This window comes from Mycoplasma sp. 1578d, from assembly GCF_024582695.1.
Taxonomy (GTDB): Bacteria; Bacillota_I; Bacilli_A; order Mycoplasmatales; family Metamycoplasmataceae; genus Mycoplasmopsis.
Genome location: NZ_CP102081.1, coordinates 735,677 through 751,633, shown reverse-complemented (window position 1 = coordinate 751,633; position 15,957 = coordinate 735,677). Strand labels below are relative to the sequence as shown.

The following is a 15,957-nucleotide window of genomic DNA, read 5'->3' as shown; positions in this document are numbered from 1 at the left end:
AAGTCTAAAGGAGATTGCTAATGCCAACGCACTTGATAATTATTCTATTAATTGTTTTATTTATTTTATTTTTACTCAGTAGCATTTTTAGTGGAAGTGAAACAGCATATAGCATTATTTCAGCGGCTAAAATTAATGCTTTAGTTGAAGAAAAAGCCCGCAATGCAACCTTAATTCAAAAACAAAAGAATAAATTTAACCAAATTTTAGGAACTATTTTAATTGGAAACAACATTGTCAATGTTGGGTCTTCTGTACTCACATCGCTACTACTTTCGCAAATATTTGGCAATGATAATGTTTGACCAACTGTTATTTCAATTGCAATTGTCACCCCAGTGCTTTTAATTTTTGGTGAAATTGGTCCTAAACTAATCGCTAAACATCATTGTGTTAGATACTTACAAATCTTTTCGCCCTTTATTGAAATTATGTACTGAATTTTATGAGTACTTACACTTCCAATCAGTAAAATCGGGAAAGAAGTGTTAATAACTCATACTGAAGATGATCTTAAAACCATGATTAATTTAGCTCAAAATGAAGGAGTATTGCAAACTGGAGAAAGCATTTTAGTGAAAAATGCTTTAGACTTAGACTCAACTAAAGTACAGCAACACTATATTCGTTTAAAGGATGTATCATATTTAGATTACAAAGATAATATTGCTACAGCTAAGGAAATGTTCAAAAAAACTAATTATTCTCGACTTCCAATTATGAAAAATGATCAATTAATCGGTATGGTTATGCTCAAAGATATTTTTCACCTTAAAAAAGGAAAAATAATTACTTATATGCAGACTCTTCCGTACATTTCAGCAAATTCACTTCTTTCATCAGCTCTAGATAAACTAAGAAAAGATCGTGCTCAGATGGGACTAGTAGTAGAAAATAATAATTCGACTAAAGTTAAAGGAATAATCACAATTGAGGATATTCTCGAAGAAATTGTCGGTGAAATTTACGATGAGCATGACAATGATGAAGAAATTTATGAATTATCGCTGGAAAAATCACAAGTGCAATCTGGACTATTTGTTTATGATGTTTTTAAACAATTAGATATTCAAGTCTCTCTTCTTGAACCTGATGAAGAAGAACTAACATTAGAGCAGTATTTGCTCAAAAAAAGTGGAGATAAGAAACTTTATAAGAAAACTTCTTTTACTTTAGAAGACAAATATCAATTCAAAGTCATTTCAATTGCTAAAGATAAGAAAAGTTATAGCATTATTGAGATTAATAAATTGTAAATCCTTGCAAAAATTGTCTCTGGACAATTTTTATTTTATTAACAAAAAATTTATATTTTTAGTCTGATAAAGTAAAATTTAAATATAAATATTTTAAGAAGGTATTATGGATATTAAAATTTTTTTAAAAAACAAGGAAAAACCAGCCCAAAAATCTGATTCTAAACTTGATCCAGAACATTTAATAAACTTGAGAAAAGCAGAAATTGCTCGTATTATTGCTCAAACATACGATTCAAGTGGAAACCTATTACCAGAAAAATCGCCAGAAGAACTTCTTGCTCAAGCTAAAGCTCGCAAAAGAGCTTTAGTCATGAATTTGATTTACATTAGCATTATTGTGCTAGTAATTACATTGTTATTTTTAGGAGCTTACGCAATTAGTATCTTTGCAGGTTAATATGATTTTAATTATTATTTTAATCTTTGTGCTGGCTACTTTTTGAATTTGTCTAGGAATCTTATCGGTTTTACTGTGACCAAGAATTAGTAATTTTATTTCCAAGAAAATTGTCAAAAACAAATATCTAAGCTTAGGGACTTCTTCACAAGAACGTTTGATTTATGAGCTCAAAGACACAGTCGAATATTTATCTAAAAAACGAATCGGAGCTTTAATTACTCTAGAGAACAATGAAAGTTTAGATAATTTACGTACAGACGGAATTATTTTAAACGCTAATTTATCAAGTTCATTGTTAATTGCTATTTTTAGTAAAGAAAGCCCAATTCACGATGGAGCAGTTATTATTAGAGATAATAAAATTTACTATGCTTCTACTTTTTATAAAATCACTAAAAAAAGTCTTGATAATAGCTTTGGTTCACGTCATCGAGCTGCACTGGGAATTTCAGAACAATCTGATGCTACTACTATTGTTGTATCAGAAGAAACCGGGGTAATTAGCATTTTAAAAGGTGGCTTAATGACCAAAGTGCCAATTAGCGAATTTAAAGAAACACTTCTTAAATATATTAAAGATTAACCGCTATCAGAAAGGAGGTTTGCATGTCAGAAAACAAGAAATACGATTTATTAAATGATTTTGAAAATCAAATCCTCCTTGAATTAACCGAATTAATTCAAAGTAAAAGTATTAAAAAAATTCGCGATTTCTTAGATCAATATACTTTAGCTGATATTGCATATGCTACTGAAAGTTTAGATCCTAGTTCGCAATTATTTTTACTACGCTCTCTCAAAACAGTTGATGCAGCTGAATTATTTTCATATTTAGATGAAAACATTCAATTTAAATTAGTTAATAATTTAACTGAAGAATGAGGAATGAAACTTTTGCAAGAACTTCAAACTGATGAGCTTGCTGATATTTTAGAAGATTTACCAGCTAATTTAACTCGAAAAATTCTCAATAATACTGATCCCCAAAAACGGGAAAAAATTAACTCAATTTTATCATACAACGATAATCAAGTCGGAAGTATTATGTCAGTGGATATTTCAACTGTGACTAATACTTTGACTTGTAAAAAAGCTTTAGCTAAGATTCGTCGCGATTATAAAAATAAAGTTGAATTAAGTCATCACTTATATGTTGTGGATCAAAGAGGAGTTTTGCTTGGTTCAGTTATGCTCGAAGAGATTGTTTTTTCGGATGAAGAAGAAATTATCGATGAAATTTACTCACCAGTACGTTCAGTACATACATACGATTCTAAAGAAGAAGCATCCTTAATTTTTGCCGATCAAGATCAATCAGCTCTCCCAGTTATTAATCGTGAAAATTATCTCATCGGGATGATTACATCTGATGATGTTATTGATGTTATCCAAGAAGCAGCTACTGAAGATATTTATAAAATGAGTGGGATTAACCCAGATGCTGCTGAAGAGAGTTATTTAAAAACAACTGTTTGGACTATTGTGAAATCACGGATTTTATGATTGCTTATTTTAATGCTTTCAGCCACCATTAGTCAGTTAGTTATTGAAAAATTCACCAATATTAGTGAAAGTTTTCTTACAGAAACGCTTCACATCACCATTCCTGCAGCTATTATTGTGGCTTTAATTCCAGTTATTTCTGGTTCAGCAGGGAATGCTGGTTCACAAAGCTCAACCACAATTACTAGGGCTACAGCTTTAGGAGAGCTTGAATTTAGAGATGCAGGGAAGGCAATTTTAAAAGAAGTTAGAGTTGCGATTATTGTTGGTGTGTTAATGTTTATCTTTAACATTCTTAGACTCTTTTTATACTTTGTAATTTTTCGTACAGCTGGAGTGCCATGAAGTGCACTAGCTTTTGTAATTTTAGGAAGCTCATTTTCACTTTTTGCAGTCGTGATTATTGCTAAGATGCTTGGAACCGTTATTCCAATTATTGCTGTGAAATTTAAAAAAGATCCAGCTGTCATGTCAGCTCCAATTTTAGCTACACTCTCTGATGCTATTTCTACTCTTATTTTCTTTGGAATTAATATCGGAATGCTCACACTTGGGGTGGCACTGGGAATAATACCAACCAACCCGATTGTTAATTAGCTCAAAAAAGATATAATAAAAGTAATAAATAAATTGTTGATAAGGAAATAATGGAAATTGCTAATATTGAAAAATTAAAATTACTTGCTGAAGAACATGAAAAACTAGCACAAGAGCTTAAAATTATCAAAAAAGAAATGAAAGATCTTGTCGCAAACACTCAAGTAGAAATTGATGAACCATTATCAACTGGTTCACGAGTAGTGTATAAAAAAATCACTCCTAAACCAAGTTTTAACTATCGTCAATATAGTGCTTATTTACACAGTGAAATTCAACGTTCAACTTTAAGTGAAAAGGAACTAGAAAGCATTATGCAACAATTTACCGAACAAAAACCTGATAAATGAAGGTTAAAAATCACAAAATAGGAGACATATGGGCGATATTTTTATATGAATTGTCTTTGGAGCATTAGTTTCCTTAGTGGCTGGATTTTTCCTTTTCAAAACTATAAAAGATAAAATTGATGCTCGAAAAGAAAAGAAATTATTAGAACAATTTAAAGCCGAAGCTAAAGAATATTCGCAAACACTAATTATTAGCATTAATCGTTTAATTGAATTAAACGAAGAAGAATTAGAAAACTTTAAAGTTAGTATTGGTGACATGAAAATGAAAGATATTAACGCAATTCCAATTGAATATTTAAATCACGTTATGACTTTAGATCGATTTAAACGATTTGTCTTGCCAAATCCAGAAATGCAAGATTTTGTGAAAAATTTAAATCATTTAAAAGACATTAAACCAAACTCATGAATGAAAAAGTGTTCAAAAGAAATTTATTTTTTTAAAGAGCAAGCCAAAAAAGCCAAAGAGCTTATTTCAGAACAAGATGTTCAAAAAGAAGTTGATTATCTAAATCAACATTATGCCTTTGAAAAAAGAAAATTAATTGAAAGAAGGTAATTTATGTCCAAATTTAAACTCAATTTAAAACTTAATAAAAACAACATTCCTAATATTCTAACCATGATTCGCATCTGAATGGCATTTTTTCTCACTGCTTTTTTAATTTTTCATGGTTATAAGGTCTTTCAAGTAGGATTTGCTAGAATCATTGATTATCAACCTTGGTTATCATGGTTAATGTTTGTCTTTTTTACAATTGCTATTTCAACTGATTTTGTTGATGGATACTTAGCTCGCAAATGAAAAACTGTTTCAGATTTTGGAAAGCTTTGAGATCCTTTAGCTGACAAAATCATTACAATTGTCGGCCTTATTTATTTAATTTTATCGGGTTGATTTAATGTCGGCCTTGTTGTATTAATTATTATTCGTGATCTAATTGTTGATGGATTAAGAATTCAAATGGCACGTCAACAAGTTGATATTAAAGCTAATCAACTAGCTAGAATTAAAACTTTTTATATTTCAATTTTAATTATTGTTACTTTATTAATCAACGCGATTTTTAATAGTGCAAATTATGATTCAGGTATTTTAGGAAGTTTAAACGAAGTAGTTTCAGCAGCTAAGAGAGCATTTTCAATTTTAGTACTATTAGGACTAATTGGAGCAGTTGGAATAAGTTATGCCTCAGGTTATCAATATTTAGATAAAGCACTGAAACTTAAAAATAAAAAATAGTTATTACATATGAAAAAAATTAAAAAATTATTGTGATTGTTTCCTTATACAATAGTGAGTTTAAGTTCTTTTTTGCTTGTTTCATGTGAGAATCCGTTTTTACCAAAGACATTTAAAAATAGTGCAATTGAGTTTGAGAACTTTGTTAAAAAAGTTGAAAATACTGCTGCACAATCGCCAGAAAATAACAAAAAATTACAATATATGCTCGTTCCGCTTCATTCTTCACTTGAAGTGTATCAAAAAATTCTAGAACAAATTAATCTTAACAGTTCAATTGCAGCAAATGTTGTTCCAGAGCAACAACAGCAGCAATTAGCCGCTCAAATTCAATCACAATTAAGCATAGGTAAAATTCTCTTAAAAAGAATTTTAGAAAATACAATTGAATACGATTCACTTGGTGTAATGCAAGCATATATTATTTTGGATACTCAGGGCAAATCTAATTTTATTGGACTTACATCTGCTCAAGAAGAACTGAAAAAATATTATATTTCAAGAAAAACAGAATCCAAATACGACAAAGTCAACAACCAAGTATTTTGGTACGAATTTTGAACAAAAAAATTTTTTGATGATGTTGCAAAAAGTTTTTTTGAAACAAAAAAACTAAGCCAAGTTTTTACTGACCGAGAATATGAACAATTAATAGAAGAAATACACAAGAAAAAAGAAAAATATTTTGAGTTAATCGATAAAATCGACCACAATAAAGCAATTACTGATAATGAACTCGAATATATGAAAGAATACAAATTTGCTTATAATTATGACTTTAAACTAAATAACTACATAAGAGAAAACAAAGCGAATTAATTCGCTTTGTTTTTATATTTATTACCTAAAATTGTGTTAATTCGATCTTTAGTTGGTTCAGAAACTAAATAAGTACCTGCCACACAAGCGTCAGCTCCAGCTTTAAAACAAAGCGGACCAGTTTGATCATTAATTCCACCATCAACCTGAATTAAGTATTGATATGAATGCACCGCACGAAGATTCTTAAGTTCTTTAATTTTATCTAGAGCAATAGGCATAAATTTTTGCCCACCCTTACCCGGTTCTACTGACATAACTAATACTAGTGATAAATGTGGCAAAAATTCTTTAATACTTTCTACAGGTGTATGTGGTTTAATTGCTAAACCTATTTTTAATTGATCTTTATTATCAATTAAATAGTTTAAAAATTCTTCAGTATCATCAACGATTGCTTCATAGTGAAAAGTTATTAATTCAACGTGTTCACTCAGTAAATTAGCGTATAAATAAGGGTCTTGTACCATTAAGTGTGCATCTTTAAAATGTTTAGTGACATTTTTATCAATATTAATAATTTCGCCCACTTCAATGGCAGTATTTTGAACAAATTCTCCATCCATAATATCATAGTGAATTCATTTGATCCCCTGTTCAATTAAATGCTCAGCCATTTTGGGGCGTTGTTTAGGATCAGCATTTAATAAACTAGGTGTAACGTATTTTTTCATTATTTTTCCTTTTCTGTAAGTTGGTTTTGTAATTTTAAATAATTATCATATCTAAATTGTGGAATTGAACCATTTTCAACAGCCTGCTTAATCGCACAGACATTAATTGTTTCGTTTAAATGCAAGCATGAACGAAATTTACATTGTTGGGCAAGCTTGTCAAATTGTTCAAAACTACGTGCTAGTTCATACTTATTCATATCTAAATCCAGTGACGAAAATCCAGGGGTATCAATCAAATAACCATGATTAAATTCAGTAATATGAATTGCCCGAGTGGTATGCTTTCCTCTTCCTAGTGCTTTAGAAATAGCTTGCGTTTGATAATTATTATTACTTAATTTGTTAATTGTTGTTGTTTTTCCGACTCCTGTTTGCCCCATAAATACTGAGTATTTATTTTTAAAGATTCTTTTAACATCATTTACGTATGTTGGATTGTTGTTGTTAATTAAATAACATTGATAATTCATTTTTCTGTATTGTTCAACAATCATATAATCTTGACTTAAATCAGCTTTAGTAAAGAATAAAATTGGAGTGATTTTTTTATTTTCCACAATTGATAAATACTTATCGAACAAGAAACTACTAAATTGTGGCTCTTTAAAAGACATTAGCAAAATCATTTGATCAATATTAGCCACTTTTGGACGAATAAATTCATTTTTCCGTTCTAAAATTTGACTGACTTGATTATTTTCTACTATAACATCATCCCCTACTAATGGAGTAAGGTTTAAATATCTCAATTTACCAGCACCGCTAATTTTAATAAAGCTTTGATCTTGTAATTTAACAGTGTAAATGCCACCAATAATACTGAAAATTTTTCCTTTCATTGATTCCTTATTTAATGTTAAAAAAGATCACAATTAATAACACAATAATGATTAAAAGAATAATTACAATTCCAAAAACTAAAAATTTATTTGAAGCAAAAAATAAATCCTTTGTTTTTTGCACTTGAAGTGTTTTCATATTAATTGGACTTTGGGCTTTACCTTCAGGTGTTAGTGCCTTGGTTAGGTCTTTATTAAAATCTCAAACGCTTTCATAGCGTTTTTTAGGATCTTTAGCCACAGCCCGAGCTAAAATATTGTAAATTGACCATGGGACATCAATAAATTCACGAATATTAGGAAAATTCTTTTCTTTATGCATTTTAATGGTTTCATACTCATCTTTTCCTTTAAAAGGATATTGACCAGTCAACATTTCAAAAAAGACAATTCCCAGTGCATAAATATCAACAGCCTTGGTGATTTTATGATTAATTTCTGGAGCAGCATAATATGGAGAACATACAATTGTGCTGGTTTTAGTGATTCTTTGTGAATCAGGCGAAAGTGAAATTCCTAGATCCACAATCTTGATTTCTTGATGTTCAGTAACGATAATATTTTGACTTTTAATATCCCTATGGATGATATTAAAAGCATGCAATTCACCAATTCCTTCGTTAATTTGTTTCATGTAATTAATAGCTCTTCTGGTATCTAAACGCCCTTTTTTAGCTAAAAGATTACTTAAGGTTTCTCCTTGAATATATTCCATCACATAAAACATTTCGGCTTGATCTTGATAAAATTCTTCGAACTTAGGAATTGCCTTGCTTTTGATTTTCTTAAGCAAATCAGCTTCATATTTAAAACGTATGGCATTACTAGTGTCCATTGCGTTTTTGTAATACTTCAACGCAAATTTAATCTGTGGATTAGCCTTTAAATAAACTAAAAATACTGACCCGGCCCCACCTGAACCAATCAGTTTTTCAATTTGGTATTTTTGATACACCCTTGAGCTTTCTAATATGTATTTATTCTGCATTGAGCCTTTCAAGATGGATGATAATTCCACTCATATTATCAGTGGATTCTGCAATAGTAGCACGTTCGATTAATTGGTTAATTTGCTCTTTTGGTTCTAATTGTGTATTCAAAATTTGTTCCATTTCTATTTTATATAAGAACGAATGAACTCCATCACTAGTAATAAGTAGTTTATCAATTTTACGATAAATGTCACTTTCAATTTCTTCAAAATGAATTGTGGTTTTAATATTTAATCCAACAGCTGAAGTTAAATACGAAGCGAGCGGATTAGCTTTAGCTAATTCAACTTTATAACCTTCTTGAATAAGTTTGTTTTCAACATTATTATCTTTAGTTGCTTGAATTAAGTTTTTAGTATGAGTCACAATATATACTCTTGAATCGCCTGAATTAAAGAGCAAAATCTTTTCTTGCTGAGGTAAAATAATTGCTCCAGTTAAAGTAGTACCCATATTTTGAGTAATTTTATTTTGTTGAGCAGCTTTTTTAATTAACTTGCGACATTCAAGCACAGTTTGATCAACCCAGTGCTCAATTTGTGCAAATTCAGTGAATTTAAAATTTTTTTGAAAGCTTATCCCAAACTCAGACACAACAATATTAGCAGCAATATCACCACCTGAATAACCACCAATTCCATCGCAAAGAATAGCTAAAGTAGCTCATTCATTTTGAAACACACCAACACGATCATCATTCTTTGAACGATAATTTCCTTTGATTGATTTACTTGCTACTTTCATTAATTCCTAATTCTTTATGTAAAATGGTTCGGATCTCATCAGCGGCACGTTCAGGGACATCATTAATAATTGTATATTTAAAAATACTTGATTCATTAATCTCTTCAGTTGCTTTATCAAGACGTGCTTTAATCACTTCTTCTGTTTCAGTACCACGATTAATAATTCGATTCTTAAGTTCATCCACTGAAGGTGGTGCAAGAAAAATAGTAATGAGGTTATAATTATGCTCATTAGATTCAAGAAGTTTTTCAATAACTTGTTTAGCACCTCTGGTTTCAATTTCTAACATTGGAACACGGTTTTTTGCATGGATTTTATCTAACTCTGAGTATAAAGTTCCGTAGTAATTATTGAAATGGTAAGAAAATTCAAGGAATTTTCGTGATTTGATTTTATCTCTAAATTCTTCAGTGCTGATAAAATGATAGTGAATTCCGTTGATTTCACCTTCTCTTGGTTTTCTTGTAGTTGCAGAACAAGAAAGATATAAATTTAGTTCTTCAAAGTCAAATAATAATCTTTCTACAGTTCCCTTTCCAACTCCACTTGGGCCAGTAAAAATGATAATTGGTTTACCTTTTCGTGCCATAATTATTTTTTATTATACTATTTTTTGAAGATAAAAAAACAGCTTTTAAATTAATAAAAAGATAAAATTTTAGTAAAATAATAAAGCAAATAAGGTGGTGTGATGTTTTTTGTTTTTCATAAACCTTGTAACGTTTTTTCGAATAAGGCAATTCGTCAAATCGGAAGGGAATTATCAACCAAAAAAATAGGGCATACTGGTACATTAGATCCACTGGCTAGTGGGCTTATGTTATTAGCTAGCCATGAAGATACTAAACTTTTACAATACATCACCCATAAAGAAAAAACATACATTGCTGAGTGCGAATTTTTTTATACCAGCATATCACTCGATAATTATAATTGTAATCCACAATTTACTGGGAAAGTGGAATTTAGTCTTAAACAATTACAATCGGTTATTGAACAAGTTTCTCAACAAAAAGAACAAATTCCACCCCAACTAAGTGCTAAAAAAATCAATGGAAAACGAGCCCATGAATTACTTCGAAAAAATGAGCAATTTCAACTTAAACCCCAACCAATTAAAATTCATTATTTAAAATTGCTTACCTTTGATCAGGATAGTTATAAGGCCCGTTTTGAAATGAAAATTTCTCAAGGAGGATATGTTCGTTCAATTTTAAGGGATATTGCTAGTGCATTAGGTACTACTTGTGTAATGACTAATCTAGTACGCACCAAAATTGGTAATATTAGTTTAGATGATTTGACTCAAAATCAATATAAGGAAATTAGCTTTGAAAAACTCATCAATCTTCCGTATTTTGAGATTGATAATCATGCAGAATCTAAGCTCAAACACGGAAATGAGTTTGATATTAAAAAAGATAATGGAAAATATTTAATTGTTAAAAATTCACAAATCATTTCAATTGGAGAAGTTAAAAATAATAAATACTATCCTAAAAGAGTATTTAATGAAAGGTTTTAGATGAAGACACTAGAAGGAAAAATTAAAATAGCAGCTTTTGATGTTGATGGAACATTACTGCCTAATGCTCATATTAAATTCAGTCAACACACAAAAGAAATGTTTGGACAACTTAGAGCTAAAAAGATTATTACTGTAATTGCCACAGCGAGAGAATTTGCTACTATTGGAGATTTTTTAGAGCAATTACAACCAGATTATTTTATTGGATCAAACGGTTCATTTATTTGGGATGTGGCTAAGAAAGAATTTATTTTTAAGAAAACCTTAATTAAAGAAGAAGTGATTCAAGTTTATCATCATTTCAAAGATGAGCTTAAAGGGATTTCCATTTCAGATTTTGATAAGGTGTTCAAATCTCCACAATTAAAACTTGATCATTGATTTGTTGGTCCAAATGCACATAATTATGTCGACTTTGACGAAGAATTACTAAGCACTGATAATTTATTTTTAATCACTATTAACAAAGATAATCCACATGATTTGATTCAGAGAATTAATGATTATATTCAAGAGCACAATTTATCAATGGAAGTAAATTCAATTTGAACTCGGGGACTTTTTATTCTGCCTAAAAATATTAATAAATTTTATACCTTAAATTTATTGTGTCAAAAATTAGGGATTAATGTCCAAGATTTAATTGCCTTTGGTGATGGAGCAAATGATTATGAAATGATTCGTGATTCAGGGTATGGGGTTGCTATGGAACGAGGTTCAGAAAGTCTCAAGCAAGTAGCTAAAGACATTGCTATTGATTGTGAATATGATGGAGTATATTTAAAACTTAAAGAGCTTAAAATTATATAGCATATGATTATTTATAACATTGATAATTTTACAATTCAACCAAATGACAACTTCATTATCGGTTCATTTGAATCGTTTCATATGGGTCATTTTCAACTTTTAAAAAATATCTCGAGCAATTCAGGGCGCAAAATTGTCATTTGTTTTAACAATGAAGAATTTATGCCTAAATTCGGAAAAGTCTTTTTCACTGATAATTTTGCTAAATATACAACTTTAGCTTCGCTTGGGATTAATGCTGTAATTGAATTAAATTTTTCCAAAATTTCACTTATGGACGGAAAAGATTTTCTCAATAAAATTTTTTCAAATCATCAAGTAAACATTACTGTAGGAAAAGATTTCAGATTTGGTCGTGGAGCTAAATATACTGCTCAAGATATTGAACATATTTTGCCAAACGCTAAGGTCAATGTTCTTGACTTATATAAAGTTCAAAATGTTAAAATCAGCACTAAAGATCTCAAAGATCTTTTAGAATTTGGAGATATTGATAAGCTTAATTTACTTTTACCAAAAAATTATTCTTTTTCGGGATTTTTTACTGGTTCAAACATTGTTCAAACACACGAAAAAATTGCTCCAATTCATCCTGGAATTTATATTGTTTTAATTAAAAGTCCAATTGTGGTGTATTATGGGGTTCTCCATCAAAGCTTAGATCAAAATAAATATCTTCATTTAATTGATTCAGAAATCAAATTTCCACAAAAACAGCAACTTTTAGTTGAGGTAATTGCAAAATTAAAAATTATTACATCTAAACCTCAAGATCTAGTGACTGAACAAGATCTTTGTGACGCAAAGTCATATTTTATTGAAAATAAAAATATGATATAATGTAGTGTAGAAATTAAAACATAAATTTTAAACTTGGTTAAAATACAAATTTTGGCTATGTTTAAAACATAATTAAGGAGATAATTATGGTTACAAAAGAAAAAAAAGCTGAACTAGTTGCTAAATATGGTAAAAATCCTAAAGACACTGGAAATTCATTTGTTCAAATTGCGATTTTAACAGAAGATATTGAACTTTTAAAACCACACTTTAAAAATAATCCAAAAGATAATCACTCAAAAAGAGGATTTTTAGCAAAAATCGCAAAGCGTAAAGTGTTATTACAACACCTTAAAAAATCTAATCCAGCTGAATACTTAAGATGTCTTGAAGAACTTAATCTTCGTAAATAATAAGTGCTTAAGGCACTTTTTGTTTGCGATTTAGAGTTAAAAAAGTGGAAGAATCCAGCAAAAGTTTTATTTTATAATTTTTTAACTAAAATAATATTAACTAACTGAATGGAGTTAGTATGGATGATAAACAAAAATTAATTAAAGAAACACTAAAAGAAATCGAAAAACGTTTCGGTACTGAATCAATTATGATTTTAGGAGATGTTCCTTATGGAGAAACTGAAGTTTTTTCAAGTGGTAGTTATGTACTTAATAAATTACTTGGAATAAATGGATTTCCCAAAGGTAGGGTAATTGAGATTTATGGTCCTGAATCTTGTGGTAAAACAACTTTATCACTTCATGCAATTGCTGAAGTACAAAAAAATGGTGGAATAGCTGCTTTTATTGATGCTGAGCATTCAATTGATCCTGTTTATGCACAAAATATCGGAGTAAACGTTGATACACTTCTTTTATCACAACCTGATTCAGGAGAACAAGCACTAGAAATTGTTGATTTATTAGCTAAAAGTGGGCATGTAGATTTAATTGTTGTGGATTCAGTAGCCGCATTAGTCCCTGAAGCTGAATTAAACGGAGAAATGAAAGATCAACAAATTGGTCTGCAAGCAAGATTAATGTCTAAAGCATTAAGAAAAATCACCGCGAGTTTAAATAAAAATAAAACTACTGTTATTTTCATTAATCAAATTAGAGAGAAAGTTGGAGTTATTTTTGGAAATCCAGAAACCACCACTGGTGGACGTGCTCTGAAATTTTATTCTTCAATTCGTGTCGAAGTTAGAAAAGGCTCAGTGCTAGGGGATGGTAAAGATTCAATTGGGAATGAAGTTAAATTTAAGGTAGTCAAAAATAAACTTTCAGCTCCATATAAAGTTGGTGTAAGTGAAATTTTATTCTCTCGTGGGATTGATACTTTAGGAGAAATCATTGATTTAAGTGTTGAAAATGGTAATTTAGTTAAAAAAGGAGCTTGATATTCTTATGAAGGCAAGAATGTGGCTCAAGGTAAAAAAGCAATGAAGGATTATCTAACCGATAATCCTGATATTAAAAATAAATTAAATTCTAGTTTGTAAACCAATGCAAGAAATAGACCTAATTTATCTGTAAAATGTTAAAATTAATAAGCTATTATGAAGATTATTTCTAACAATAAAAAAGCTTTTCGAGATTATGAGATTTTAGATAAATATGAAGCAGGAATTTCACTGCTTGGTTGAGAAGTAAAATCTTGTCGAGCCAATCAAGTTGATTTATCAAATGCTTTTTGCTCAATTTATAAAAATGAAATCTTTTTAAAAGAAGCCCATTTTAATAAATATATGCTTTTAAAAGTTGATGAACTTCGTGATAGAAAATTATTACTTCACAAAAACGAAATTAGAAAGATTAAATTCTCTTTAGAGATACAACCGCTCACTTTAATTCCTTTAAAATTGTATTTTAAAGCAGGTAAAATTAAGGTCGAAATAGGACTCGCTAAGGGTCTTAAAAAGTATGATAAAAGAGAAAAAATCGCTAAAGAAGAAACTCAAAAAAGGCTTCAAAAGGTAATTAAAAACTACCTTTAAATGGGGATGTAATGGTTTCGACAGGTGTAGGTTCTTGTATGTTGCAGTGGTGTGGTTCACCTTAAAAACTTCTAGGTTCCAATAAACGGAAAATCTGAAAAAGTTTCACCATCAATGATGGTACAAAATCAAACCTTTGCTTACGCATTTTAATTAGCGTCAAAGTCATTTATCTAAAACTCCTTTATTAGATAAATGGGTCTTAAAGGATAGTGGTTAAATTGACGATTTATTCACGAAAATCAGTCAAAGTTGTAAATCAAATTTTGTTAATTTCGAGATTTAATAACTAATTAAAATTAACTAAACTGTAGAAGCATATTAGCATTTACATGTGGACACGGGTTCGACTCCCGTCATCTCCACCATTGAATAAATGGTCTGATACGAATGTATTAGACTTTTTTTATTTTTTTGTTTAATATTATTAGATTTTAATTGCCTAAAATATAAAAAAATTCCATTATTTTTAATTAAATTTAAATTTTTCAGTCCGCGAATTTATTTAAATATTTATAATAGTAGTACAGGTTATTTTTTAAAAATATTGTTCTTTTCAAAAAAGTTAATACATTATGTTCATTTCACAAGAAGAATTTAACGAAATAGTTAGTAAACATCTTAAAGAAGGAGATGACTTTTATTATTTGTTATTAATTAAGATTATTAATAATCCTACAAGATTTTCCGGTTTGTTTAGATTATCGAACGCTAGGCAAAAATTACTTCAGAACATTACCCAAAGTAATGAAATTAAATTTGGAGATATTTTAGAAGAAATTACAACTAAATATATTCAAAAACTGGGATATACAATTTTTGATAAGCAATTAATTAACAATAAAAAGAATTTATATTTAAGCGTAGATCAATATTTTAGAGATAAAAATTCAATCTATGTTGTCGAAATGAAAGTTCGGGATGATCACGATAGTACTAAAAAAAGAGGGCAATACGAAAATTTTATTCAGAAATTAGATCTAATTAAATCTATACATAAAAATATCCCAATTAAAGCATCTATGTGGTTTGTTGATGATAAGCTTACAAAAAATAAGAATTATTATCTTGAACAAATGAAAATAAATAGATTTGACAATATAGAATTGAAATTGTATTATGGTGCTGAATTCTTTAATTCTTTAAACAGCAATCATATATGAGAGGAACTTAAAAAACATTTAACCTATTACAAAAAACAAAAGCGAACAATTGAATTCACAGTTCCAGATTTTGGAACTAGCACAGAAATTTTAAACGCATTAGTCAAATTACCAGAAAAGGAATGAACAAAGTTAAATTCAGAAAAAGAAGAATATGTTTTACTAAGAGATGAACTTTTTTCATCAGGAAATAACATAGAATTAGCAAAACAAAAGCGCTTATTTGTGGATAATGAAAAGTAATCAAGGAGGAA

20 protein-coding genes and 1 other RNA gene are annotated in these 15,957 nt (G+C 29.3%); 16 read left to right on the top strand and 5 right to left on the bottom strand.

Annotated features, from left to right (window positions below; all coding sequences use genetic code 4):
* Positions 1–20: 20 nt before the first annotated feature.
* The 8 genes from NPA11_RS02975 (at position 21) to NPA11_RS02940 (ending at position 6,174) form a co-directional block, all read left to right on the top strand.
* Positions 21–1,256 carry a CNNM domain-containing protein gene (locus NPA11_RS02975; protein ID WP_257043431.1) on the top strand — a complete coding sequence of 412 codons (1,236 nt, stop codon included), beginning with the start codon at positions 21–23 and terminating at the stop codon, positions 1,254–1,256.
* Positions 1,257–1,362: 106 nt separating this feature from the next.
* Positions 1,363–1,656: a hypothetical protein gene (locus NPA11_RS02970; RefSeq protein WP_257043430.1), complete on the top strand. Its 294-nt coding sequence runs from the start codon at positions 1,363–1,365 to the stop codon at positions 1,654–1,656.
* 1 nt (position 1,657) lies between these two features.
* Positions 1,658–2,242: a diadenylate cyclase gene (locus NPA11_RS02965; protein WP_373457092.1), complete on the top strand. Its 585-nt coding sequence runs from the start codon at positions 1,658–1,660 to the stop codon at positions 2,240–2,242.
* Between the two features lie 23 nt (positions 2,243–2,265).
* Positions 2,266–3,759: a magnesium transporter gene (gene mgtE / locus NPA11_RS02960; RefSeq protein WP_257043428.1), complete on the top strand. Its 1,494-nt coding sequence runs from the start codon at positions 2,266–2,268 to the stop codon at positions 3,757–3,759.
* Between the two features lie 50 nt (positions 3,760–3,809).
* Positions 3,810–4,130 (top strand): hypothetical protein, encoded by a 321-nt coding sequence (locus tag NPA11_RS02955; protein WP_257043427.1) that lies wholly within the window; start codon positions 3,810–3,812, stop codon positions 4,128–4,130.
* Positions 4,131–4,137: 7 nt separating this feature from the next.
* The gene (locus NPA11_RS02950; protein ID WP_257043426.1) at positions 4,138–4,671 is read left to right on the top strand and encodes an MHJ_0274 family protein; all 534 of its coding nucleotides are present in this window, start codon (positions 4,138–4,140) and stop codon (positions 4,669–4,671) included.
* A gap of 3 nt (positions 4,672–4,674) precedes the next feature.
* Positions 4,675–5,355: a CDP-diacylglycerol--glycerol-3-phosphate 3-phosphatidyltransferase gene (pgsA, locus tag NPA11_RS02945; protein WP_257043425.1), complete on the top strand. Its 681-nt coding sequence runs from the start codon at positions 4,675–4,677 to the stop codon at positions 5,353–5,355.
* Between the two features lie 9 nt (positions 5,356–5,364).
* On the top strand, positions 5,365–6,174 hold the full coding sequence (locus tag NPA11_RS02940) for a hypothetical protein (protein ID WP_257043421.1): 810 nt from the start codon (positions 5,365–5,367) through the stop codon (positions 6,172–6,174).
* Here the strand turns inward: NPA11_RS02940 and NPA11_RS02935 are convergent.
* Genes NPA11_RS02935 through gmk form a run of 5 tightly spaced genes read right to left on the bottom strand, consistent with a single transcriptional unit; the run spans position 6,171 to position 10,018 of the window.
* On the bottom strand, positions 6,171–6,848 hold the full coding sequence (locus NPA11_RS02935) for a ribulose-phosphate 3-epimerase (RefSeq protein WP_257043419.1): 678 nt from the start codon (positions 6,846–6,848) through the stop codon (positions 6,171–6,173). The two genes, NPA11_RS02940 and NPA11_RS02935, sit on opposite strands and share 4 nt — an antisense overlap.
* Positions 6,848–7,690, bottom strand: a complete 843-nt coding sequence (rsgA, locus tag NPA11_RS02930; protein ID WP_257043418.1) for a ribosome small subunit-dependent GTPase A — start codon at positions 7,688–7,690, stop codon at positions 6,848–6,850. Before rsgA ends, NPA11_RS02935 begins: the two co-directional genes overlap by 1 nt.
* A gap of 7 nt (positions 7,691–7,697) precedes the next feature.
* Positions 7,698–8,678 carry a serine/threonine-protein kinase gene (locus tag NPA11_RS02925; protein ID WP_257043417.1) on the bottom strand — a complete coding sequence of 327 codons (981 nt, stop codon included), beginning with the start codon at positions 8,676–8,678 and terminating at the stop codon, positions 7,698–7,700.
* Entirely contained in the window at positions 8,668–9,426 is a 759-nt protein-coding gene (locus NPA11_RS02920) for a PP2C family serine/threonine-protein phosphatase (RefSeq protein ID WP_257043416.1), read from the bottom strand. Before NPA11_RS02920 ends, NPA11_RS02925 begins: the two co-directional genes overlap by 11 nt.
* On the bottom strand, positions 9,410–10,018 hold the full coding sequence (gmk, locus tag NPA11_RS02915) for a guanylate kinase (protein WP_257043414.1): 609 nt from the start codon (positions 10,016–10,018) through the stop codon (positions 9,410–9,412). Before gmk ends, NPA11_RS02920 begins: the two co-directional genes overlap by 17 nt.
* A gap of 102 nt (positions 10,019–10,120) precedes the next feature.
* Here gmk and truB point away from each other — a divergent pair, with 102 nt between their 5' ends.
* From truB to NPA11_RS02875, 8 genes are all read left to right on the top strand, one after another.
* Positions 10,121–10,954, top strand: a complete 834-nt coding sequence (gene truB, locus NPA11_RS02910) for a tRNA pseudouridine(55) synthase TruB (RefSeq protein ID WP_257043412.1) — start codon at positions 10,121–10,123, stop codon at positions 10,952–10,954.
* Positions 10,955–11,767 (top strand): YcsE-related riboflavin metabolism phosphatase, encoded by an 813-nt coding sequence (locus tag NPA11_RS02905; RefSeq protein WP_257043410.1) that lies wholly within the window; start codon positions 10,955–10,957, stop codon positions 11,765–11,767. It begins immediately after the preceding gene.
* Between the two features lie 3 nt (positions 11,768–11,770).
* Positions 11,771–12,607 carry an FAD synthase gene (locus NPA11_RS02900; RefSeq protein ID WP_257043408.1) on the top strand — a complete coding sequence of 279 codons (837 nt, stop codon included), beginning with the start codon at positions 11,771–11,773 and terminating at the stop codon, positions 12,605–12,607.
* 86 nt (positions 12,608–12,693) lie between these two features.
* Entirely contained in the window at positions 12,694–12,960 is a 267-nt protein-coding gene (gene rpsO, locus NPA11_RS02895; RefSeq protein ID WP_257043406.1) for a 30S ribosomal protein S15, read from the top strand.
* A gap of 119 nt (positions 12,961–13,079) precedes the next feature.
* Positions 13,080–14,045: a recombinase RecA gene (gene recA, locus NPA11_RS02890; RefSeq protein WP_257043403.1), complete on the top strand. Its 966-nt coding sequence runs from the start codon at positions 13,080–13,082 to the stop codon at positions 14,043–14,045.
* A 57-nt stretch (positions 14,046–14,102) separates the two neighbouring features.
* Entirely contained in the window at positions 14,103–14,540 is a 438-nt protein-coding gene (smpB, locus tag NPA11_RS02885; RefSeq protein ID WP_257043401.1) for an SsrA-binding protein, read from the top strand.
* 2 nt (positions 14,541–14,542) lie between these two features.
* Positions 14,543–14,908: a transfer-messenger RNA gene (ssrA, locus tag NPA11_RS02880) on the top strand.
* 207 nt (positions 14,909–15,115) lie between these two features.
* The gene (locus tag NPA11_RS02875; RefSeq protein WP_257043399.1) at positions 15,116–15,946 is read left to right on the top strand and encodes an HpyAIV family type II restriction enzyme; all 831 of its coding nucleotides are present in this window, start codon (positions 15,116–15,118) and stop codon (positions 15,944–15,946) included.
* Positions 15,947–15,957: the final 11 nt, after the last annotated feature.